At 31.9% G+C, this 22,094-nt stretch carries 23 protein-coding genes; 13 read left to right on the top strand and 10 right to left on the bottom strand.

Annotated elements, in window-relative coordinates; translation table 11 throughout:
• The 5 genes from COE53_RS21570 to COE53_RS21550 all read right to left on the bottom strand — a co-directional run bounded on the left by COE53_RS21570 (position 1) and on the right by COE53_RS21550 (position 5,892).
• Positions 1-930 (bottom strand): PucR family transcriptional regulator, encoded by a 930-nt coding sequence (locus COE53_RS21570; protein WP_069033858.1) that lies wholly within the window; start codon positions 928-930, stop codon positions 1-3.
• A gap of 236 nt (positions 931-1,166) precedes the next feature.
• Positions 1,167-2,342, bottom strand: a complete 1,176-nt coding sequence (locus COE53_RS21565; RefSeq protein WP_098948705.1) for a YheC/YheD family protein — start codon at positions 2,340-2,342, stop codon at positions 1,167-1,169.
• On the bottom strand, positions 2,339-3,694 hold the full coding sequence (locus COE53_RS21560; RefSeq protein ID WP_049813562.1) for a YheC/YheD family endospore coat-associated protein: 1,356 nt from the start codon (positions 3,692-3,694) through the stop codon (positions 2,339-2,341). Before COE53_RS21560 ends, COE53_RS21565 begins: the two co-directional genes overlap by 4 nt.
• The gene (locus tag COE53_RS21555; protein ID WP_069033856.1) at positions 3,694-4,779 is read right to left on the bottom strand and encodes a YheC/YheD family endospore coat-associated protein; all 1,086 of its coding nucleotides are present in this window, start codon (positions 4,777-4,779) and stop codon (positions 3,694-3,696) included. The genes COE53_RS21560 and COE53_RS21555 overlap by 1 nt, the downstream gene beginning before the upstream one ends.
• Positions 4,780-4,797: 18 nt before the next feature.
• Complete coding sequence (locus tag COE53_RS21550; protein WP_091024169.1) at positions 4,798-5,892, bottom strand: YheC/YheD family endospore coat-associated protein; 1,095 nt, start codon at positions 5,890-5,892, stop codon at positions 4,798-4,800.
• Between the two features lie 173 nt (positions 5,893-6,065).
• On the opposite strand from COE53_RS21550, the gene COE53_RS21545 reads away from it, so the two are divergent.
• The 6 genes from COE53_RS21545 (at position 6,066) to COE53_RS24160 (ending at position 11,268) form a co-directional block, all read left to right on the top strand.
• Positions 6,066-6,422, top strand: a complete 357-nt coding sequence (locus COE53_RS21545) for a YlbF/YmcA family competence regulator (RefSeq protein WP_069033854.1) — start codon at positions 6,066-6,068, stop codon at positions 6,420-6,422.
• A gap of 381 nt (positions 6,423-6,803) precedes the next feature.
• Positions 6,804-7,673 (top strand): Cof-type HAD-IIB family hydrolase, encoded by an 870-nt coding sequence (locus COE53_RS21540; RefSeq protein ID WP_069033853.1) that lies wholly within the window; start codon positions 6,804-6,806, stop codon positions 7,671-7,673.
• 124 nt (positions 7,674-7,797) lie between these two features.
• Positions 7,798-9,285 carry a coproporphyrinogen III oxidase gene (locus COE53_RS21535; RefSeq protein WP_098948704.1) on the top strand — a complete coding sequence of 496 codons (1,488 nt, stop codon included), beginning with the start codon at positions 7,798-7,800 and terminating at the stop codon, positions 9,283-9,285.
• A 72-nt stretch (positions 9,286-9,357) separates the two neighbouring features.
• On the top strand, positions 9,358-10,146 hold the full coding sequence (locus COE53_RS21530) for an enoyl-CoA hydratase (protein WP_098948703.1): 789 nt from the start codon (positions 9,358-9,360) through the stop codon (positions 10,144-10,146).
• A 373-nt stretch (positions 10,147-10,519) separates the two neighbouring features.
• Entirely contained in the window at positions 10,520-11,068 is a 549-nt protein-coding gene (locus COE53_RS21525) for a YrrS family protein (RefSeq protein WP_254664595.1), read from the top strand.
• A gap of 32 nt (positions 11,069-11,100) precedes the next feature.
• Positions 11,101-11,268, top strand: a complete 168-nt coding sequence (locus COE53_RS24160) for a hypothetical protein (RefSeq protein WP_175403491.1) — start codon at positions 11,101-11,103, stop codon at positions 11,266-11,268.
• Here COE53_RS24160 and COE53_RS21520 read toward each other — a convergent pair.
• A complete protein-coding gene (locus tag COE53_RS21520; protein WP_069033849.1) occupies positions 11,254-11,439 on the bottom strand; it encodes a YhzD family protein in 186 nt (61 codons plus the stop codon). The two genes, COE53_RS24160 and COE53_RS21520, sit on opposite strands and share 15 nt — an antisense overlap.
• A 338-nt stretch (positions 11,440-11,777) precedes the next feature.
• Between COE53_RS21520 and yhaM the strand changes: the two genes are divergently transcribed.
• Both yhaM and COE53_RS21510 read left to right on the top strand, forming a co-directional pair.
• Positions 11,778-12,716, top strand: coding sequence for a 3'-5' exoribonuclease YhaM (yhaM, locus tag COE53_RS21515; RefSeq protein ID WP_069033848.1), 939 nt, complete (start codon positions 11,778-11,780; stop codon positions 12,714-12,716).
• A gap of 68 nt (positions 12,717-12,784) precedes the next feature.
• Entirely contained in the window at positions 12,785-12,988 is a 204-nt protein-coding gene (locus tag COE53_RS21510) for a sporulation YhaL family protein (RefSeq protein ID WP_056472082.1), read from the top strand.
• Between the two features lie 28 nt (positions 12,989-13,016).
• Here the strand turns inward: COE53_RS21510 and COE53_RS21505 are convergent, their stop codons facing one another.
• Entirely contained in the window at positions 13,017-13,838 is an 822-nt protein-coding gene (locus COE53_RS21505) for a peptidylprolyl isomerase (protein ID WP_069033847.1), read from the bottom strand.
• A gap of 430 nt (positions 13,839-14,268) precedes the next feature.
• Here COE53_RS21505 and COE53_RS24530 point away from each other — a divergent pair, with 430 nt between their 5' ends.
• Together COE53_RS24530 and COE53_RS21495 are read left to right on the top strand one after the other, a co-directional pair.
• Positions 14,269-14,352 (top strand): YjcZ family sporulation protein, encoded by an 84-nt coding sequence (locus COE53_RS24530; protein WP_084006891.1) that lies wholly within the window; start codon positions 14,269-14,271, stop codon positions 14,350-14,352.
• A gap of 98 nt (positions 14,353-14,450) precedes the next feature.
• Complete coding sequence (locus tag COE53_RS21495; protein ID WP_097973758.1) at positions 14,451-14,540, top strand: YjcZ family sporulation protein; 90 nt, start codon at positions 14,451-14,453, stop codon at positions 14,538-14,540.
• 283 nt (positions 14,541-14,823) lie between these two features.
• On the opposite strand, the gene COE53_RS21490 is transcribed toward COE53_RS21495, so the two are convergent.
• Complete coding sequence (locus COE53_RS21490) at positions 14,824-15,384, bottom strand: HTH-type transcriptional regulator Hpr (protein ID WP_069033846.1); 561 nt, start codon at positions 15,382-15,384, stop codon at positions 14,824-14,826.
• A gap of 353 nt (positions 15,385-15,737) precedes the next feature.
• Entirely contained in the window at positions 15,738-16,175 is a 438-nt protein-coding gene (locus COE53_RS21485; protein WP_069033845.1) for an HIT family protein, read from the bottom strand.
• A gap of 1,898 nt (positions 16,176-18,073) precedes the next feature.
• Here COE53_RS21485 and COE53_RS21480 point away from each other — a divergent pair.
• From COE53_RS21480 to COE53_RS21470, 3 genes are read left to right on the top strand one after another with little or no spacing between them, the layout of a single operon-like run.
• Positions 18,074-18,811, top strand: a complete 738-nt coding sequence (locus COE53_RS21480; RefSeq protein ID WP_098948702.1) for an ABC transporter ATP-binding protein — start codon at positions 18,074-18,076, stop codon at positions 18,809-18,811.
• Positions 18,808-20,028, top strand: a complete 1,221-nt coding sequence (locus COE53_RS21475) for an ABC transporter permease (protein WP_098948701.1) — start codon at positions 18,808-18,810, stop codon at positions 20,026-20,028. Before COE53_RS21480 ends, COE53_RS21475 begins: the two co-directional genes overlap by 4 nt.
• A 12-nt stretch (positions 20,029-20,040) precedes the next feature.
• Positions 20,041-20,769 (top strand): EcsC family protein, encoded by a 729-nt coding sequence (locus COE53_RS21470; protein WP_098948700.1) that lies wholly within the window; start codon positions 20,041-20,043, stop codon positions 20,767-20,769.
• A gap of 42 nt (positions 20,770-20,811) precedes the next feature.
• On the opposite strand, the gene COE53_RS21465 is transcribed toward COE53_RS21470, so the two are convergent.
• Positions 20,812-22,011: a M20 family metallopeptidase gene (locus COE53_RS21465; protein WP_098948699.1), complete on the bottom strand. Its 1,200-nt coding sequence runs from the start codon at positions 22,009-22,011 to the stop codon at positions 20,812-20,814.
• Positions 22,012-22,094 lie beyond the last annotated feature (83 nt).

The following is a 22,094-nucleotide window of genomic DNA, read 5'->3' as shown; positions in this document are numbered from 1 at the left end:
TTAATTTTCATTCACGTTCTCAAGTAGATGAATGGCTAAAAATATAACTAATCCATCCTCAAAATGCTTTAAATCTATACCAGTTTGTTCCGAAAACTTATCAAGTCGATATTGAACAGTATTTCGATGTAAAAAAGCTTTTTTTGAAGTAGCAGTAACATTTAAATTTTGTTGAAGAAAGATTTTTACCGTTGAAAGAATTGGGTCATCAATTTTCATATCATTCAAAAATAAATTAGGTAATTCCTTTTGTAAATCATCTGGTATAAAGGAAAGGATATAATAAAGCATTTCTTTTGAAAACCAAAGTATATTTTTTTGCTTTTTTACGGATAATGCTTTTTTAAAACATTGATGTTCAATATCAAAATAAAGGCTTAGATTCGCTAATGGTGAATAGCGTTTTCCTACAAAAAAGGTAACGTCATGGTACAAGTCAGCTGCAATGATCTCTTGCATATGCTCTAAAAATTCTTTGTTAAATGGTTGATCGATTATTTTTTCAATAATGACGCCTTCCTTAGCAGAATTCCAAACCACTATTACTTCTTTATGAAAGAATGCATTAATTGCTTCCTCAAACTCAGTTTTACTAGAAAATAACTGATTGCTGTAAAAGTGAATAAAACGTATTGAAGTAGGGAGAGAAATATCGGTTTCGAAAGAGAAAGGATTATGTCCTTTACTGAAAAATAAATATTGAAACCATTCGGTTTGTGCTGATGGCATCAGAATTGTATCTGATTCTAATTTTGTAAAAAGACATTCCAGTAGGTTATTCTGTTCTTCTGATATTGAATTTTTTCTAATCCCGAAAATTTCTTGATTCTCAGTAGAAAACCAAGAATAATCCATATATGTACTTTCATCAGGCGTGATTGAAACAGACTCACTCCCAAATAATGTCTTAATTTTATCAATCATTTTCATTCATTACCTTCCGAAGCATTTTTCATTTTAGTTTATCATTGTTGGTAAAAATAAAAAAGAACAGTAGCTCAGACTGCCCGTCAAACGTTCGCTTTCTTCGTTGCTTCGCCTGTCTGCGGTGCTCATTACCGTCTAGGGTAACTCCGCTCCTCACCAGCCTTCGCGCCTCGAAAGACAAACGCTTGCAATCAGTCTGAGACCTAAGTTTTTTATACATTGATAGAGTTCCTTATAAACTACTGTTTAAAATTCGAAAGTTCATAAAATAGTCGAATTAAGTTTTCGAGTCCTTGTTCTTTTATCGCAATTTCGTCAAAGACCATTGGTTTAGAGTTAATTTCAAAAATATAGTAATGATTGTTTTGAATTCCGATATCCATTGAAAATTCATAAAAATGCGCATCATCCATATTTAAAGCAGTTCCTGTTTGTGTGACTATTTCTTGTAATAATGAAAAATTTAATTCGATCGGTAGTTCTTCAATCGTAATAATGCTACCACCTCTAGGTACATGAGTTGTAATAGCATTAAATGTTCCTACTCTTACACCGATACCGGAAAGAATATAATTATTTTCATTTTTATGTGCAAGAATTCGTAGATCAAACTTTCTTCCATCTGGTAATTCGCTCAGTATCCCTTGTTGACAAATAAAATCCTCGCTTAATGAACAAAGAAATTTCCAACAATCACTAATTGATTTCACCAGTTCTACATGAAATGCATTTCGGATTATGACTTCTTTATCATTTTTCAAGGAGAGCTTAAACACGCCAAATCCCTTTGAAGAATTATGCTTCTTTATATATAGAAATTTCCATTTTTTTAAATAGAAATATAAATCTTTTTCGCTAGATAAATCGATTGATTTTGGTATATAACTTTTTAAAAAGTCGTTTGAAGATAATATTGACGCTGTTTGTATTTTTGAGAGATATGATTCGTTAAAAAATGGAATGTTTAGTTGTGAGATTTTATCTCGGAAATTTTTATAATCATCGTTAGATTCGTACTGTACAGATGGGATCCGATTATAAATTACGTCTGGTAATGGGGAATATAGCGTAAGCCATTTTTTTGTTTTAAAACAAAACGTATAACATTTAACCGAATGACCAGAAAGGGCGGTAGGGGTTAATATGATAGGTATACCGCCATCAGATAATACCTTCTTACAAATTCTTTTAAAGGTTTTAATGTTTCCACTAAAAGGTAGCCGATCTTCGTTTGTTAAAATACCGATAATAGGACCTAAATGTGTTCCGGTTTTTTTTACCTGAAATTGTATGGAATTTAAACGATCGTCTTGTGATGGTAATATAGTAAGCCGATTATGGCCTATGGAATATCTTGATTCACTATGGTCATGTGACCAAGTATTTTTATCAAGATGATAAAAAACAGAGATCATTTCATTGAAACCTCGAGTTCATTACCCTTCTTGGAAAGATGAGTAGCATATTCCAAAAATAGTTTTTTAATCTGTTTGTCATTTTCTTGGAAACTAGGATTTGAAAAGATTGATCTTCCAGGTTTAGAATTCGCTTCGAACAGCCAAATTTTTTCATCCTTATCAACCCCTAAATCAAATCCAATTTCTCCGATATGACCATCTACTTGACGATCTAAAGATTCACTAATTTTTAATGCTGCTGTAGATAATTTATCATGTATTCTTTTCGCTTTTTCCTGATCAAATAATTCTTCAAGAGTTTTCACTCGACCACCGTTATTTAAGTGAGTAGTTGTGCTACCTTTTCCTGCTACTTTTGCAGCAATAACCGTTACATGCCATTTTCCTAAAGCATCCTTGTTTGTATGAACTCGGAAATCGACAGGCTGATGCTCGTAGCGTGTTAGTGAAATACCTTGTTGTACAATGAAGTCGTGTAACTTGGTGCTACGAAAAACATGATTAATTAAAGATTGGAGTGATGAGAATTTTTGAAGTTTATTTGTTTCAAAATCACGATATCTACAATAATAAATTCCTTCTTCTCGGTGGTAACGAATTAAAATGACTCTTGAACCGAGGCTACCATTTTCAGGTTTAACGTATACAAATTGGTATTTCGATAATAATTCTTCAATCGTGTCAAAATTATGGAACTTTACTGTTTTCGGAAGATAATGTGCAACTGATTTTTCATTTTTTAATTTTACATATAAGTCCCATTTATTGAAGAATCCAGGATTAAACCATGGAATTTTGTATTCTTTTTCAAGTTTTTGACGTACGCGTTTAATTGATTTATGAACCTCAACTTTTCGATTTGGTAATCTATTATAAATAACCGTTGGAAAAGGAACTACTTCTTTAGTCCATCGCTTATTCGTAAAGAAATAACCTTGAATGGTTTCAGATTCCCAATCGATCCCGTGAGTACCAAATACAAATATAAAACTATTTTTGTGATTGTTTTCTGCAATTAAGTTTGCAAACATAAAGCTACGATCTCCGATAGGGCGAAGTAATGACTCAGTAAAGCCAGCAGTGAAAATTCCGACAAGTGGCCCAAGCTGTAAAGTATTTCCGATAATAATGGGCTCAATAGAACCTTCAAAAGGTATACAGAGCATTTCGACTAAATGCTCTGATATCGAAATAATATTGTGAAGTGTATTCATCGTAACTAGTTGACAAGGATATTTTTTTTGACCAAAAGCAATATATTCAATATCTCTAGAAGTAGTAAGCTCTTCAGGTATACATACTAGATTCTTACTCTGTCGATGAGTAACGATTTTATAAACTTCATTCATTATTTAATTTCACTTCTTTCACTTTTAGATTTCGATTGTAAATGTAAACAATACTGAATAGGTGCTGAGTAAAGCTTTTGTTGGATAGAAGGGTCGGTTTGAAGTAAAACTTTTCTACCAGGCTTTGAATTAACATCTAAAATCCAGATGGCTTGATTTGAATCGATGCCTAAATCTAAACCTATTTCAAATAAAGGAAGAAAATTCTTTTCAAGTGTGATAGGTAATTGTTTACAAATTGTCTCAATATCTTGCTGTAATATTAAAGCAGTTCTTTGATTAAATTGAGTAATCCATTCTTCAAATGGAACTGCATTACTTCCCGCACTTAAATTTGCAACAATTGAATTAGGCTGACCAATGCGAATGCCTTTTCCAACAGCTTGCCACTCGCCTTTTTCATTTTTTTGTAAAAGGATCCTTAAATCAAATGCTTCGCGTGATTTTGTTTGGAGGTCTAGATAATTTTGATAAACATATCCTTTTGATTCAACAATTGGTTGAAGCCACTCAAAAAATTCATCTCGTGTTTCGTAAACAGTTTCAATTACTTCCTTTTGTTTTTGTGTTGAAACACTAATTGAGTAGGCACTTAACGTAATAAAATAAATATTAATTCCTCTTGAACCATGAATCGGTTTAATGACGAGCTTGCGCGTTTTTCTAAGTTCTTCAAAAAATACAGCTAAATGTAATAGTTTCTTTGTTTTAGGGATATATGGATTTAAGCTTTCATCAGTTGCTAGAGCCTGGTAAGTTTCCCATTTACCTGGCAGTCCATATCCTAAAAAAGTGATGTCTTTACGCTTTTTTAGCCAGTCAACAATAGGCTTTGCCTGCTTACTTTTAATACTTGGGGAATAGAAACAACGATCATAAATATAATTCGGTATTTCAAATGTTGTTTTCTCCCATTGTTCTGTTTCTGCTATATACTTCCAGCCCATAATTTCTTCAGTAGCTGGTTGAATATTGAAAGGGGTAAATTGAACGAATTCGTAACCAAGTTTACTTGCTTCTTTCGCCATATGCTGAACGTATTCACCTTCTTGTCTTTCTTTAAGAGATAAATAACCTATTCTCATTCTTTTCACTCCTTGTACTTATAAATATGATTGAACAAGAGAAAAAATAGCTTTTGTTGAGGGTCTAATTTTTTGAATTGGGTCTGAAACATGTAAATCCTTAGATGGCTTTGAATTTATTTCGATAACCCAAGGGTTAAATTGATTGTCTATAGCGAGATCTACACCAAACTCTGCGAATAATCCATCAAAGGAGGAGTCTATACATATACAGCATTCGATGGCTAATTCAATCATTAACTTTTTAAAGTGAATTCGCTCTTTCTTTGGTAAATAGTGACTTAAAAATTCATCAATTTTTTGAAGGTCTCCTCCGCGGGCTAAATTGCTTACAAACTGCGTAGGGTGACCAATCCTTGCTACAGTTGAAGTTACTTCCCATTTATTAAATTTATTTTTATGACATAGAAATCTAAAATCAACAAGTCGATCATCCTTACTGATTAAAGGTAAGCCTTCTTGGATGATAAAAGTCCGCTTACTTAATTGCTGTTTAATTGGATTAAATAGTTGAGAAATTGATTTATATTCAACTTCTACTTCGGAGTTTTGGCTATTTTTCAAACGATACAAATCTTTATCTTTTGTAACCTTAAAAATGTTTCTACCTTGGCTACCATGAACTGGTTTAATAAAAACCGTTTCATATTTTTGAATAAAATTCTCTAATTGTACGACTGAGCAGCATTCCTCAGTGTATGGAACGTATGGCTTTATATAGGCTGAATCAATCAGAGCTTTAAATACTTCAAGCTTATTTAAGAAGCGAGCATTAAAAAAAGGTATTTGCTGACTTGTTAGCGAAGAATTAAGTAATTTAAACTCTTTCGTTCGTTCAAGTCTTCTTGAATGAATACGATTATGAATGATTGAAGGGGCAGGTACATTCATTAAAGTCCAGCCATTTTCTGAACGTTTATATCCCTTTAATTCATTCGTTAGTAGCTTTTTAAATGTAGTTACATAGAAATCAATTTCAGAATCTCCGCATAACTCTGATAGTTCCTCACAAAGTGTCGTTATTGAACCGAGCGGATTTAATGACTCCTCATTGATTGAATCAGTTACTACAACAAAAGATTGGGGTTCTTGATTTTTAGGAAAAGATTGCAATGATTCTCCTCCTTTCCAAAATAATTGTCGTTGTATACTATGTGATATTCGCCTAGTTGGTGAATGACTTTATGAAATTTTTAGGGAAGAAAGTTTGATTTGTTTTAGAAAGACTGACATATAATAGAATGTTTGCTATAGTGGAGATACAAAAGTTTATAGGAGGTAGTAACATGGCTGTAAATATTTATGATATTGCATACTCACTACAAAACGCTTTTAAGGAGCAACCAGAATTTAAAAACTTACAATCACTTTACTCACAAGTATTAGCTGATCCAAATGCAAAACCATTATTTATGGAGTTTCAAAATTTCCAAAAGGCGATGCAACAAAAAATGTATCAAGGTGAAGCGGTTACACCTGAAGAAAATGCAAAAGGACAAGAAATTGTTGCAAGAGTGTCTCAAAACCCTTTAATTGCAAACTTAATGCAAGTTGAACAAAGACTAAATTTAGTCATTCAAGATGTAAATAAAATTGTCATGAGTCCATTAGAAGAATTTTATAAATCTTTACTTGAACTTTAATACTTAAAAGGCAGGATAAGAAGAGGATCATTCATTCTTTTACTTTTTCCTGCCTTTCTTAAAACCCTTTTATCATAAGAGAGACTTCATTGAAATGGAGTATAAATGAAATATAAAAAATTTATATTCAGACTGATTGCAAGCGCTTGTCTTTCGAGGCGCGAAGTCTGATGAGGAGCGGAGTTACCTTAGACGGTAATGAGCACCGCAGACAGGCGAAGCAACGAAGAAAGCGAGCGTTTGTCAACAGTCTGAGACTTCATTGAAATGGAGTCTTTTTTAGTATAAGAATGGATATAATAACAGCCTATAATGTTCTAATTAAATGAAGCATGTCATATATTATAGTAAGGTATTTCTTCGCGAAATGGGGGAGATTAAGTGATTTATAAGTTACTTGCAATTAATATAGATGGTACTTTATTGCAATCCAATGGAAAACTCTCAAAAGAATCGAAAGAAGCTGTTGAATACGTTCAAGACAAAGGGATTTATGTAACCTTATATACAAGTAGAAATTTCCAAGCTACAAAAAAAATCGCAAAAGCTCTTAAGGTTAATAATCTTTTGGTCTCTCACTCAGGTGCCTTTATCTCTTCAAAGCTTGATGAACCATTATTTGAAAAGAGAATTGAAGAGGAAGAAGCTTATGACATCGTTAAAAAACTAGAAAAATATGATTGTAATATTCGATTGTCACATGAACATTTTTCAATTGGAAATCGAAAAAAATTACAATCTAATTTAGTGGCAAAAGCAGTTTTATCAAATGCTGATCCTGTCTTTTATCCAATCCAATTTGTTGAATCACTTTCAGATAGCATTCTGGAAAATTCAATATCACCGTTAAAAATCGAATGTTATTTCTCTGATGAAGTAGAGAAAAATAAAGTGAAAAAAGAATTGAATGCAAAGTATCCACATCTTGATTATTTATGTGATGAAGATCGTAAAATTGAAATCGTCCGAAAAGGAATTTCAAAATATTCAGGATTAAAACGATTAGGAGAGCATTTAGGAATTTCTTATCACGAAATGGTTGTAATCGGAGATAATTATAGTGATTTACCATTAATCGAGCATGCAGGTTTAGGAGTTGCTATGTCAAATGCTCCTGTAGAGATTAAAAAAGTTGCAGACTGGATTACAAGATCAAATGATCAAAATGGTGTTCCATATATGATCAAGGAGCATTTCAGGAAACAATTTCCACTGCCATTCTTAAAAACACATTTAAAAATCGAAAAATAAATAAAAGCCTGGTTTTCAAGAGAATCCTCTTCGAAAACCAGGATTTTTCAGTGAATTTTAAATAATTGACCTCGCTACTCTTTAATTTTATACTTAAGTGATAACTTAAAAAGGTGATAAAAAAATGAAAATATATATTAAAGGCTTAGAGGATATTCGTTTTCAAAGACCGTTAGAGCTATTAGCTCAATTATTTTTTGAAGACTGTGATGTATCGTTAGAAAAAATAGATGCTGATATAGAAGTAAGTTTTGTACTAGATGAAGTTAATAAAAAAGTATCAGGTAAGTTAGATCCGAATTTCGAAGCAAATACAAGCTATGTAGATGGTAAAGATGATCGAGAATCATTTAAATTTAAAAAGAAAGCAGTCAACTTTGTCTTTTTATCATTACTACAAGAGCATACTGGAATACAGCAAAAGTGGGGAATCTTAACTGGTATACGACCAACTAAGCTCCTTCATTCAAAACTTAAATCTGGTATGTCAAAGGAAATGGCGCATGAAGAGTTACGGAATGACTATTTAATCCATGACGAAAAAATTGAATTAATGCAATCAATCGTTGATCGTCAATTAAAAGTAATACCAGATTTATATAACTTACAAAATGAAGTTAGTCTTTATATTGGTATCCCTTACTGCCCTACTAAGTGTGCTTATTGTACATTCCCAGCTTATGCTATTCAAGGGAAACAAGGTGCAGTCGATTCATTCTTATATGGATTACATTACGAAATGGAAAAAATCGGCGAATTTCTAAAGGAACGTGGAATTAACATTACAACGATTTATTATGGTGGAGGGACACCTACTAGTATTACAGCAGAAGAAATGGACTTACTGTATGCTAAGATGCACGATTCATTTCCAAATATGAAGCAGGTTCGTGAAATTACGGTAGAGGCTGGTAGACCTGATACAATTACACCCGAAAAATTAGATGTTTTAAATAAATGGAATATTGATCGAATTAGTATTAATCCACAATCCTATATTCAAGAAACTTTAAAAGCGATTGGTAGACATCACACTGTAGATGAAACAATAACAAAGTACCATTTAGCCCGTGAAATGGGTATGAATAATATAAATATGGATTTGATTATTGGTTTACCTGGAGAAGGGTTAAAAGAATTTCAATATACTTTAGATGAAACCGAAAAGTTAATGCCTGAATCATTGACTGTTCATACACTTTCATTTAAAAGAGCCTCAGAAATGACGCAAAACAAACAAAAATATAAAGTTGCAGATCGAGATGAAGTGCAGCAAATGATGAATGAAGCAACGGTATGGACAAAAAATCATAACTATCATCCTTACTATTTATATCGCCAAAAAAATATATTAGGTAATCTTGAGAACATTGGTTACTCTGTTGATGGTCAAGAAAGCTTGTATAATATATTAATTATGGAAGAAGAACAAACAATTATAGGTTTAGGTTGTGGTGCATCTAGTAAGTTTGTAAATCCAGAAACCCGTCAAATAACTCGTTTTGCTAATGCGAAAGATCCTAAATCATATAATGATGGTTATGAGCATTATACAAATGCCAAAATTAAGATTTTAGATGAATTATTTTCGAAAACTAATCAATCAAATTAAAGAAAAATAAAGGAAATTCCCCTTGCGATGTTTAATGTTTAAATTAACCATGAAAACAAGGGGGATTTTTTTATGTCTATTTCGAACACGGCAGAACATGTTTTATTAAGAAAAGAGGGACGAGTTGCGACTGTTGTTTTTAATCGACCTGAAGTATTGAATGCAATGAATGAAGATACATTCAGACAATTTCGAGATGTACTAGATGAAATTGCTAGCTCAGACGTTGATGTAGTCGTTCTATGTGGAAATGGAAAAGGTTTCTCTTCAGGTGGAGATTTAAAATCAATGCTAAGTAACACAGATGAGTCTGCCTTTGGTCCAGTAATGGATTTAATTACAGATGTAGTAGTTAAATTATATACTTTACCTAAAATCGTTATTAGTGCTATTCATGGGCCAGCTGCAGGTATAGGACTTAGTTTTGCTCTTGCTAGTGATTTCGTTCTTGCTCACGAATCAGGTGTATTGGCAATGAACTTTATCGGAATTGGCTTAATTCCTGATGGTGGTGCACATTATTTCTTAGAAAAAAGACTAGGTGAAACAAAGTCTAAGCAACTAATCTGGGAAGGTAAAAAACTAAATGCAGCGCAAGCGCTAGAAATCGGTTTAATTGATGAAGTAATTAGTGGGGACTTTGAACAAAAAATTAATGAACGCGTGAAGTCTATTCTTCAAAAACCAGTAAGTGCGATGATCCAAACAAAACAAATCTATAGTAACGGTAACTTAGAGTCCTTAAAAAATGTACTTTTATTTGAAAAAGAAGGACAAAGTGCAATGAGAAGAACAGCAGATCATCAGGAAGGTGTACAGGCCTTTTTACAAAAGAGACTGCCGGTTTTTACTGGTAAATAAGGATTGTGAAATCGACTGGATTCGGTCGATTTTTTTGATTAGAGGAAAAGAAAAGATGTACAAATAAAATTAACAAAAGTACAATTAAATAACCTGAAATGTAATTAACAATCCAAAAAAAAATATAGTATTGAATATCACACACTATTTTCTTTCTGTAATCCAATGTTTTAAATATAAAAAAGAATAAATCATTAAAAATTAGATTGTCTATATTCTATTATGCACTAGTCTTTGTTGTTAAATTGTGTCTGACAATGAAAAAAACTTAACAGTTGTTTTACGAAATGGTTAATTTTAAAATACAAGACTATAAGTTTTTCTCCACTCATGGTAGAATGTTGACATTCTCAGTTTTGGGAGAGTGGTTAGATTGAAAAAGATTCAAAGCAATTCACGTACAACGTCAAGAGCGAAAAGAAAAAAAACAAAACTCATTTTATTTGGATCAATTGGAATCGTACTAATACTAATAGCGTTTATTTCGTATTCCATTTTTTCGCCGAATGATAGTAAGGCAGGATCTAAAAAAAGTGACTATGCATCGGCCAAAAACAGTGAAAAGAATGATGATAACGGTGTTAAAGAAACATCAACAACGGTTCAAACAATTGATGATGAAGATTCAGATGGCACTGCACCGGAAACACCAGAACAAACGGGTGCACAAACTGGTGGGAAGCATGTTACAAGTTATGATCGAAATTCTCAAGACTGGCAGGCAATGCTACAAACAATCTCTTCTGCTGCTGGAATAGATTCAGGCAATATGACTGTATGGTTTTTAGGAAGTGACAAAAGCAACCCAGGTGGCTCAGTCGGGACTGTATCAGCAAAGACAAAAGGCTCGCAAAAATATCGAGTATATCTCATGTGGGATGGCTCTGGCTATAAAGCTACAAAAGTTGAACCTGCTTCATAAAATGTAAATAGGATGCACTTAGAGGTAATCCTATGGCTGTCGAGAAATTCCCGACAGCTATTTTCTTAAAAGGATCGTTCCACGCCAAGCAGAAGTTGGAAAATGTTGAAACTTTGATTGGTACTTTAAACATTAATTTAGATCAAAAACAAACAAGCTGCGATCAATTTTCGCAGCTTGTTTTATTATGGATGAAATAAAAGAAGTTTACCAGTTTGGTTAATGCAACGGTGTGTTTTATCAAGTGCACCGAGTGTAGTAAGTTTTTCTGTACCAATTTTTTTTGCTTCTAAGTCAGAATTAGCTTCAAATTGTTCATCGACAATTGATTCGCCACTTTTTTCAAAAGCAGTAATTCGATATGTTGCCATGTCCTAGACCTCCCTAAAGTAGTTGCGATATTACTATTTTGGCATAGATTGAAAAGCTGTGTAAAGTAATAATTTGAATTATAAAAAAATTCAGTGCAGATTTATAATTTTGACATTTGTAGGTTCGAACAGATTTTAAGAAATGTTAGATTATGTCTTAATTTTTTGTATGAACATTGTTGGGCTAAGCATCTATTTTAACGTATAATAGGATAAGTAAAACGACTAATACATAATTTGATTTTCCTTTTTTTATTTTGTGAAATTAATTTTCCAAAATATTTTAAGCTATTTACTTAAGTAGAGCTTAAGGAAGCATATACAAAATGGAGGTACTTATGGATAAAAAAGTATATGATCATGAAGTTGGCGAACGTTTTGTAACATTTTTATTTGTCAAAGCTGTTACTAAAGGTGTAGCAAGTAATCAAAAAACATTCTTATCTTTAACTTTACAAGATCAAAGTGGAGATATTGAGGCGAAGCTTTGGGATATTTCTTCAGAGCAAGAAGAAGCATATGTAGAAGGTACTGTTGTAAAAGTTGAAGGGGAGCTACACGACTATAGAGGAAAACTTCAACTTAAATTACGCCAAATTCGTCCAACTAAAGATACAGACGAAGTTAATCCAGAAGATTTTTTCGCAAGAGCACCAGTTTCTAAAGAAGAATTATATGAGAAAATTACTTCATATATAAATAATATGACCAATGAAAAACTTAAAAAGCTTACTGAGTATCTAGTATTAAAAAATCAAGAGGATTTTCTTGATTATCCAGCGGCAACTAAGAATCACCATGAATTTGTTTCTGGTTTAGCATACCATGTTTTTTGTATGTTGAAATTAGGTGAATCAATTGCGAATTTATATCCTTCGATCAATAAGGATTTACTGTATGCTGGAATCATCCTACATGATTTAGGAAAAGTTAGAGAATTATCTGGTCCAGTTTCAACAAAGTACACTGTAGAAGGTAATTTGTTAGGCCATATCTCGCTTATGGCAATTGAAATTGGAAACGCCTCAATTGAACTAGGTATTGAGGGAGAAGAGGTTACTGTTCTGCAGCATCTTATTTTAAGTCATCATGGTAAGTATGAGTACGGTAGTCCAAAACTACCTTTAATTAAAGAAGCGGAAATTTTACATTATATTGATAATATTGATGCAAAAATGAATATGTTAGACCGCGCACTTGAAAGAGTCGAACCAGGAGAATATACAGAGCGTATTTTCCCATTAGAAAATCGTAGTTTTTACAAACCAAAATTTTAAATTAATCATACTTCCTCTTTATTAGCCATATAATGAAGCAAATGCTTGTCTACTAAGGAGGAAAATCAATGCCAATTTTACCATTTTGGATGTATATTGTGATTTTAGGAATTTTTGTAAGTGGATTTATGGTGCTTTATACCTCGAAACAAGAAAGAGATGCTGATGAAGCATTCATTGAAAAAGAGGGAGAAATTTACTTACAAAGAATTAAAGAAGAAAGAGAACGAAGAGAACAATTGCTTATTAACTCTGAGATTTCATCTAATTAAAAAACCTGCCATTAAGGCAGGTTTTTTTTTATGATTTTTTCTCTTGGCTTTGTAAGTCTTTATCTTTTACTTTAAATTTAGCTTTTTTAAGAAGTTCATCAGAGAATGCTTGGAAGTTTTCTTGACTTAACTTAGACTCAGCAATTTTTTTGCGAGCATCTTTTTCGTTAGCAGTCTTTTTGCCAGTTAATTTAATAACATGGTATCCAAATTGTGATTTAACTGGTTGGCTAATTTCTCCAACTTTTAATTTATAAGCAGCTGCTTCGAATTCAGGTACCATAGCACCTTCTCCAAAATAGCCTAAATCTCCACCTTTATCTTTTGAACCAGTGTCAGTAGAATATTTTTTTGCTTCTGCTGCAAAATCTGCACCTTTAGCTAATTCATCTTCGACTTTTTTAGCTGTAGCTTCATCTTTTACTAGAATATGGCTAGCTCTAATTTCTGGTTTGTATTTTGCAAGGTCAGCTTTTGTTACTGAAGCTTCAGCAGCTTTTTCAGTTAATAAATCGATTTTAACACGATCTTTAAATGCTGCTTCATCTTTAAATCCGTACTGTGCTAAGAAAGCTTTAAATTGGTCACCATTTTGTGTTTTATACTCATTGAACTTAGCATCAACATCTTTATCACTAACTTTGTAGTTTTTCTTTAAATAATCTTCAATAGCCATTTGCTTAAGCATTGCTAATCCTGCTGTATCCTTCATCTTATTATATAAATCTTTAGATGTGATATCTCCAGCATTAGATGTAGCAACAACATCGTTACTAACACCAGCAGATCCACATGCTGCTAGTCCGAATACTGAGGTAGCTAAAACTGCAGATACGATTAACTTTTTCATTTAAACATCTCCTAATAAAAATTTAAAATGATTTCTTATAAAGAAAAATTTTACATATTAAAGTATGGAGCTTAAATCTTAATTTTTCCTGTATTTAGACATACCTTTTACTGGAAATTACTTCACTTAATATAACATATTTTTCTACAATGTGACAAAGTTTATCCAAAAAAAGAATAATTTGGTATGCTTTTTAATAAAAAATTAATTAATTTTAAGGAAACTTGAACTAGTTTTAAATGAAATGTAGGCACTATGAGATGAGGTAATAAATGAATGGAGATTTCTATTTTTTATATTTTAACACCTGACTTTGCCTAAAAACCATGCTTATCCAGCAAATTAAAAACTTGTCAATCGTGACATTCGCCCAATCATTTAAGGCATTCGTCTATATATTATTATGGATTACTGTTAGGAGGGTGGAAAAATGGAGGGGAAAGCATCGCGTGAATTTGTATTAATCGTGATCCTGTTTATTTTGTTAATCATTATTGGGTGTTCATTTATATAAGTAGTATGAATCTTCAAAAATGAAGGTTATTTATACATTTGCCCAGACCATTTTTTACTACACGCATAAGATAAGATATGTAGCAAAAGGAGGTGTGAATGATGGGCGTAGGATTCCATGGTGGAGGATTTGCGTTAATCGTTGTATTGTTCATCTTATTAATTATCGTAGGAGCAGCTTGCATCTAATTTGTAAATAAGACAAATATTCGACCGGAGGTATTGTACCTCCGGTTGAGTTTTTATTCCAGATTGAAATAATTAATGATGTACATATTCTTTGTCTATTGAAATTTAGAAATAAATGAAAAGGAAAATGAACCTGAGGGTTTCAAAGAGGTATTTATGTGAAATTTTGAACAAAAGTGGCCGAAATAAAAAGCGGAAGGATTTAATTAATCTTACCCCGCTTCTATTTATTTGTACAATTTCAAATGACATATAAACTGAAATTGTAGCTTTAAAGAAGATATTAAGGTTTCTTAATTAAACGATTATCTTCTTCGATGAATTCTTTATCTATGTTACCTAACGTTGTTTCAAATATATCCATAAAATCTTTTCCATAAATATTACGTAAAATAGCCATAATTTCCATATTTTCTGGAAATTTACCATAAAATTCTTTTAATGGTAAGGTACCTTGAAAAACTGAATTTGTCTCTGGATCAAATTCACCTAGAATCTCTAATAGCATTTCTTTACCTTTTTCTGTTAATTCAATATACGTATTACGTTTATCTTCTACTTTTTTAGAAAACACTAATAAACCACGTTCTTCTAGCTTTTTAGAGAAGTTAAAAGCAGTTGATACGTGCATTACACCAAATTTAGCAATTTCAGAAATAGACGCACCCTTTAAGTGGAAGGCGATCATTAAAATATGATGTTCATTGATATTTAAATCATAGGGCTTAATCCATTGTTGCCAGTCCTTTTCAACTGACTTCCATAATGCTTTGGAAATTTGGGCAATTCTTTGACTAAAAATCAAAGCTTCTTTCATTGTGTATAATTTTTGTTCAGTTTTCATCAATTCACCTTCTTTTCTATTTAACTATCTATTTATTATTATGCCAATAATATGTGAAGAAATAAAGAACTTTTAGTTAGAATTTTTAAAAATTTTCACAAAGTAGTTAATAAAATTCTACATTTTTATATTATAATTAAGTGTTGCGGGTTGTGAAAATTATGTTTATATAATAATTTTAACGAAACTATAGAGTGATTGTCGATAAAATATTATTGGTAATATAGTAAATATATAATATAAATCTATAAAAATATAGTGTAAAATGCAGGATTTAGATTAAAATTACATAAAAAAAACAAAAACAGGAGATATGCACTCTCCTGTTTTCGTATTTAAAAGGGATGGTTTTATTATTTTTTAATAATGTTATTTTCGATAGATTTTGCAATCTCTTGTAGCGTTTCATTTGTGTATTGATTTTGGTTTGAAAGCCATTTTACATCAAAGCCATCATTATTTCCGTATCGTGGTAAAATATGCATATGATAATGAAATACAGTTTGACCTGAAACTTCACCACTATTATTTAAAATATTTACTCCTTGAACATTAAAAGTTTCTTTCATTGCATTAGCAATGTGAGGTACTTTTCGGAAGTATGTACTAGCTGTCTCTTCACTCATTTCGAATATGTTTTCAACATGATCCTTTGGAATGACTAATGTGTGTCCTTTTGTAACTTGACTTAGATCTAAAAAAGCTAAAATATCATCATCCTCGTATACCTTTGATGCTGGAATGCTACCTTCAACAATTTTACAGAAAATACAATTAGCGTCATGTGCCATTTTTTATACTTCCTTTCACTTTTTTCCTTATTTTAACATAGGCGTATGTTAAAGGGGAAATAGGGGCAGGGGAAAATAAACAAGAAGCAACCTATGTTGCTTCTTGATGAAGGGGAAAACTAATGGAGTAATTATAAATTGTCTTTAACAGACACCTCATTTGCTTAAATGTTCAATAAATTGGTACACCTTATAAGAAATTTATATGCTCTGGTCGAGACACCTCATTTACAAATTGGTATACTAAAACCTTTGTTTAAAAGTGATAATGTTCAAGCTAACCATCTCCTTTGATGTTTTCACTGCTGTTTTATACAACGATGTTTTATCTATGGAGAAACTTCACTTCAACAACTACCCTTGCATTGGTTTGAACGCAAATTAAATTACCTTTAACACACACCTCATTTCAAATTTTGAACTGGAAAGTGTGTTGCTTTCCCTTCAAGAATTATGATGCCCTGTATTAAAGAAAGTATGCAAAAACAATAAAAAACTTTGAAAAGCAGAGAGAGAATATTAAAGATCAGGAAATTTCAGAAACAAAACAAAAACACAAGCTTAATAATGAGGATTTAAGTGGAAGTTAAGACTAAATTTATTTTGGATCATCAAGAGTATAGATAATTGAAGTTATATTTTTAAAAAATGTTTTCAGGGGGAACGGGAAGGCCGAGCGCTCGTAGGAACAAACCTAGGTGGAGCAATCATCTTGACATTACTAATTTAAATTACAACTTCTTTTCAACAACATAAAACAAGAAGCAACCTAAGTTGCTTCTTGATGAAGAGGAAAGATTAATGGAGTAATTATAAATCGTCTTTAACAGACACCTCATTTGCTTTAATGTTCAATAAATTGGTACACCTTAAAATAAATATATATGCTCTGCTCGAGACACCTCATTTACAAATTGGTATACTAAAACCTTTGTTTTTAAGTAATAATGTTCAAGCTAACCATCTCCCTTGATATTTTCACTGCTGTTTTATACAACGATGAATTATCTTGTGAGACAATCACTTTAACAGTTACCTTGCACAGGTTTGAACGCAAATTAAATTACCTTTAACACACACCTCATTTCAAATTTTTGAATTAGAAAGTGTGTTGCTTTCCCTTCAAGAATTATGATGCCCTGCGGTAAAGAAAGTATGCAAAAACAATAAAAAAATTTATAAAGTAGTTAAGACAGGGAGAGATAATTAAAACAGGAAAGTAGAAGATGTTTGGAAGAGATCCCAGTTAATGTGGAAATTGGGACCATAAAAAGTATAGATAATAGAAGGAAGTAGTTAAAAAAAAGATTAACTATGGGCGAGATACAAGAAGTTAATGACCACGTGACATCAACAAAATAAAACAAGGAGCAACCAATAGTTGCTCCTTGATGAAGGGGAAAGATTTTAGAAAAGATTTTAGGTTAATAAGTTAAATTGTCTTTAACAGACACCTCATTTGCTTTAATGTTCAATAAATTGGTACACCTATAAATAAATTATATGTTCTGCTCGAGACACCTCATTTACAAATTGGTATACTAATGACCTTTGTTTTTATAGATCCTGTTCAAGCGCACCATCTCCTTAGATTTTTGCATTGCTGTATATGACAACGATGTTAATCTTTGGAGATACCTCATTTCACTTAAACAATTATCCGACTTAGGTTTGAACGCAAATTAAATTTCCTTTAACACACACCTCATTTCAAATTTTGAACTAAGAAAGTGTGTTGCTTTCCCTTCATGAATTATAATACCCTTAACCTAAAATAGTATTCAAAAAAAGAAGGATTTTTTTTTAGTATTCCATAAATAGGATAATAAGGAAGTTAAGAATATTATTTGATACAATAAAATTTATAGGAAAAGTACATTTGAAAGGATTTGTAAAGAATGACTTTATTGCATGTAAAAGATGTCACAGGTGGATACACTAGACAGCCTGTCATTAAAGATGTCTCATTTACGATTAATAGAAATGAGCTTGTTGGGTTAATCGGGTTAAATGGTGCCGGTAAGAGTACGACTATAAAACATATATTAGGACTTTTGAAACCATCTAAAGGCGACATATTAATTAATGGTGAATCATTTGAGAAAGATCCAACTGCATATCGTGCTAGCATATCATATGTTCCTGAAACACCGATGATTTATGATGAATTAACTTTACAGGAACATCTTGAAATAACAGCCTTGGCATATAATATTCCAGAAATAGATTTTAAAAAACGTAGTGAAGAGCTATTAAAAACATTTAGATTATATGACAAAAGAAAATATTTTCCTTCGACCTTCTCTAAAGGGATGAAACAAAAAGTAATGATCATTTGTGCCCTTATTGTCCAACCACAGTTATACATAATAGATGAACCTTTTTTAGGACTAGATCCAATCGCGATAAATGATTTACTTGAGATTTTGAACAATGAAAAAGAAAAAGGAGCAGGCATTTTAATGTCTACTCATATTTTATCGACTGCTCAAATTTATTGTGATTCATTTATTATTTTGCATGAAGGAGTAATTATTGCAAAAGGTACATTAAACGAATTACAAACTCAATATAATATGCCAAATGCTTCATTAGATGAAATTTATATTTTTGCAACGAAGGAAAAAGAAATATGAGTACGATAAAAGAATTATGGTTAGCACGGTTTAGGAGCTTCATTAAAGAAATGAGTAAATATGGTCGGTATATCTTTAATGATCATATAAAATTTGTAATTGTTTTTGGATTTGGAGGAGGAGCATATTATTATCAACAAATGCTAAAAACAATTTCTCCAGACTTTCCAGCTATTTTACTAATCGCTATTCTTTTTAGTTTTCTTGTTGTAACAGGTCAAGTAACTACTTTTTTTAAAGGACCTGATTTACATTACTTATTACCATTAGAAAAAAAGATGAAAAGTTACTTTGTCCGCTCCTTTTTAATTACGTACATCTTTCAAGTATATTTAATGTTAATGATGTTAGGTGTGATTTATCCAATTTATAAGAAATTTTCACTAGGACAAACAACAAGTTTTATCGTCTTTATGGTAATAATTTTCTTATTAAAAGGATACAATCTCTTTGTTTCATTCTTACACCTTACAAATAGCGGTGTTTTAAACCGAGCATTTGATTATTGTTTTAGGTTGCTAGGTACTTTCTTATTTATTTATGGTTTATTAAGTAAATGGAGCAGTTTTTTCCTTGTAATAATCATCGTAATCTTAGCAGTTTATGCATTATCTATTCAAATAGGTAGTAAAAATAAAAGAGTGCAATGGGAAAGAAATGTTAAACTTGACACTTCAAGATTAGCGACTTTTTATCGATTTGCGAATATGTTTACTGATGTGCCGTCTATTCAACAACAAGTTAAGCGAAGAAAATGGGCGGATCCAATCATTAATAAAATTAAAATGAGAAATGCTGCGAATTATTTACTAGTTCGTACATTCATCAGGAATGGTAACTTTTTAAGTATGTTTTTAAGACAACTGTTCGTAGGAGGATTTGTAGTTTACTTAGTGCCAACTACAATTGGGAAAATATTGATTGGCATTTTATTTCTTTATGTAATTTCCTTACAGAATATGTCAATTTTAAAACAGTATAACTATCATTTGTTGTGGAAAATTTATCCTTATATAAATGAAGAAAATAAAAAATCTATTTCGACACTTTTGTATATACTACTGATAATATGTAGTCTAGTTTTTAGTATTATTGGTTTAATAAAGGGCTTGTCAATTTTTAACTTTATTATGGCAATTGTTGTGTATACTTTATTTTCAATGTGGTTAATTAAATTTTATGTGCATAAAAGGTTAAGTAAGCCACAAAAATTGTAAAGGGTGGACAAAATGGATTCTTATGAACTTCGTATTCAGTACGAACTATCTAGATGGAAACAAAAAGTAATGTCCGATTCAAATATTTTTCAAACTTCTGCAAAAAAAGTTCAATTAAAGCTTCAATCATTATTACCAGAACAAATCCAAGATCTGCTTACAAAAACCGTTAAAAATATGATGGTTTTATTTATTGGAGGGTCCACTGTATTTAATGGCAGTGGTGAGGAGTATGAAGCATTAACACTTAGAGAAAGAGATTTAATTTTAGATAAAAAGTTAAACGAGTACAAAAAGATTTCAGCTGTAGAAGGTGCTGGTACAGGAGCGGGTGGAATTTTACTCGGTCTTGCCGATTTTCCGTTACTACTTGGAATAAAAATTAGATTTTTAGTTGAGGCAGCCAAAATATATGGTTACTCACCTAAAGATGAGCTCGAAAGACAGTTTATGCTGTATATTTTTCAACTTGCTTTTTCAAGTGATACCCATCGGAAAAAAGTATTCCAAGTTATTGAAAAGTGGGAAGATAAAGTAGATGAAAATCCCCAAGTCAATTGGGAGCAATTACAACTAGAATATCGAGATCATATCGATTTAGCAAAACTTCTGCAATTAGTCCCTATTATTGGAGCACCGGTTGGAGCTTATGTAAATTATCAACTTCTTGAACAATTAGGTGAAACAGCTAAAAATGCTTATCGAATGAGGTATATGAAGAAAAAGGAAGATATCATCTAAGAAGTTACATACTAAAAGGAGAACTAAAAAGTTCTCCTTTTTTTATTTTTGCTCAACTAATTTTTGTGATTGTTTTAATGAAGCTAATGTCACAGACCCTAGTGTTTTTGCTGCAATTAGCATTGCTTTTTCGTCAAAATCAAATTTTGGATGGTGATGAGGGTATGCATCTGTAACATGAGGTGGTTTAGCTCCTGTGAAGAAGAACGTTCCTGGTACTTTTTGTAAGTAGTATGCGAAATCTTCTCCGCCCATTTTAGGGTCCATTTCTTTTAATAGACTAACTTCATCAATTGATTCGGCTACTTTAACTAATAAATCGGTTTCTTTTTCATGATTTACTACTGGCGGATATCCATCATCGTACTTATATTCGTATGTAACATCATTTGCTAGACAAATCCCTTTAATGATTCTAGCTATTTGTTTTTTTACTTTTTCCTGTGTTTCCTTTTTGAACGTACGAACCGTTCCTATTAAAGTTGCTCGATCGGCGATTACATTAAAAGCATTTTTAGCTTCGAAACTTCCAATCGATAACACTACAGTGTCAATTGGATTTGTTTCTCGACTAACTACTTGTTGAAGTGCCATAACAAGTTGACTAGCAATTACAATGCTGTCCTTTGTTCGATGGGGTTCTGCACCATGACCGCCTTGGCCCTGGATTGTGATTGAAAAGCGATCAGCTGCTGCCATGATTGGTCCTTTACGATAACCAATTGTACCTAATTCTTCAATTGCCCACAAATGGGTTCCATAAACCTCATCAACACCGTCTAAACAGCCATCAGCAATCATAGAAATTGCTCCACCAGGTGCATATTCCTCTGCATGTTGGTGAAGTAACACTACCTTACCGTCCCATGAATCTTTTTGCTCATGAAGTGCCTTTGCTAAATATAAAAGTGTAGAAGTGTGACCATCATGACCACATGCATGCATAACGCCAGGCACTTTTGAGGAATAAGGAACATTTTTCTCATCTTGAATAGGTAGTGCGTCAAAATCAGCTCGCAGTGCGATTGTTTTTCCAGGATTACGACCATTAATTGTGGCAACAACACCATTTCCACCGACATTTGATTTGAATGGGATATTTAATTGTTGATAAAAGTTTTGAATGAATTTTGCTGTCTCGTATTCTTTAAATGAAAGCTCAGGATTTTCATGTAGGTATCTACGTGTAGATATCATTTCCGGATAATATGAATCTAATAAAGAAAATAAATCTGCCATTATTTCACCCTCCTACTTACTATCTATATAACCTATTCAAGAAATGTAATTGATATCCTTCAAAATTAACTTCAATTAAGAAATGA

The sequence above is a fragment of the Bacillus sp. AFS029533 genome (assembly GCF_002585125.1).
GTDB classification, from domain to species: Bacteria; Bacillota; Bacilli; order Bacillales; family Bacillaceae_G; genus Gottfriedia; species Gottfriedia luciferensis_B.
Note: the sequence above shows the minus strand (reverse complement) of the source record. Positions and strands in the feature narration are given on the sequence as shown.

Coding starts and splice junctions, on each gene's coding strand:
- COE53_RS21470 (WP_098948700.1), top strand. CDS start 20,041: ATGGATTCTTATGAACTTCGTATTCAGTACGAACTATCTAGATGGAAA.
- COE53_RS21555 (WP_069033856.1), bottom strand. CDS start 4,779: ATGAGAATAGGTTATTTATCTCTTAAAGAAAGACAAGAAGGTGAATAC.
- COE53_RS21545 (WP_069033854.1), top strand. CDS start 6,066: ATGGCTGTAAATATTTATGATATTGCATACTCACTACAAAACGCTTTT.
- COE53_RS21510 (WP_056472082.1), top strand. CDS start 12,785: ATGCCAATTTTACCATTTTGGATGTATATTGTGATTTTAGGAATTTTT.
- COE53_RS21495 (WP_097973758.1), top strand. CDS start 14,451: ATGATGGGCGTAGGATTCCATGGTGGAGGATTTGCGTTAATCGTTGTA.
- COE53_RS21530 (WP_098948703.1), top strand. CDS start 9,358: ATGTCTATTTCGAACACGGCAGAACATGTTTTATTAAGAAAAGAGGGA.
- COE53_RS21505 (WP_069033847.1), bottom strand. CDS start 13,838: ATGAAAAAGTTAATCGTATCTGCAGTTTTAGCTACCTCAGTATTCGGA.
- COE53_RS21560 (WP_049813562.1), bottom strand. CDS start 3,694: ATGAATGAAGTTTATAAAATCGTTACTCATCGACAGAGTAAGAATCTA.
- COE53_RS24530 (WP_084006891.1), top strand. CDS start 14,269: ATGGAGGGGAAAGCATCGCGTGAATTTGTATTAATCGTGATCCTGTTT.
- COE53_RS21570 (WP_069033858.1), bottom strand. CDS start 930: ATGAAAATGATTGATAAAATTAAGACATTATTTGGGAGTGAGTCTGTT.
- COE53_RS21520 (WP_069033849.1), bottom strand. CDS start 11,439: ATGGCAACATATCGAATTACTGCTTTTGAAAAAAGTGGCGAATCAATT.
- COE53_RS21485 (WP_069033845.1), bottom strand. CDS start 16,175: ATGGCACATGACGCTAATTGTATTTTCTGTAAAATTGTTGAAGGTAGC.
- COE53_RS24160 (WP_175403491.1), top strand. CDS start 11,101: ATGGCTGTCGAGAAATTCCCGACAGCTATTTTCTTAAAAGGATCGTTC.
- COE53_RS21565 (WP_098948705.1), bottom strand. CDS start 2,342: ATGATCTCTGTTTTTTATCATCTTGATAAAAATACTTGGTCACATGAC.
- COE53_RS21475 (WP_098948701.1), top strand. CDS start 18,808: ATGAGTACGATAAAAGAATTATGGTTAGCACGGTTTAGGAGCTTCATT.
- COE53_RS21480 (WP_098948702.1), top strand. CDS start 18,074: ATGACTTTATTGCATGTAAAAGATGTCACAGGTGGATACACTAGACAG.
- COE53_RS21535 (WP_098948704.1), top strand. CDS start 7,798: ATGAAAATATATATTAAAGGCTTAGAGGATATTCGTTTTCAAAGACCG.
- yhaM (WP_069033848.1), top strand. CDS start 11,778: ATGGATAAAAAAGTATATGATCATGAAGTTGGCGAACGTTTTGTAACA.
- COE53_RS21490 (WP_069033846.1), bottom strand. CDS start 15,384: ATGAAAACTGAACAAAAATTATACACAATGAAAGAAGCTTTGATTTTT.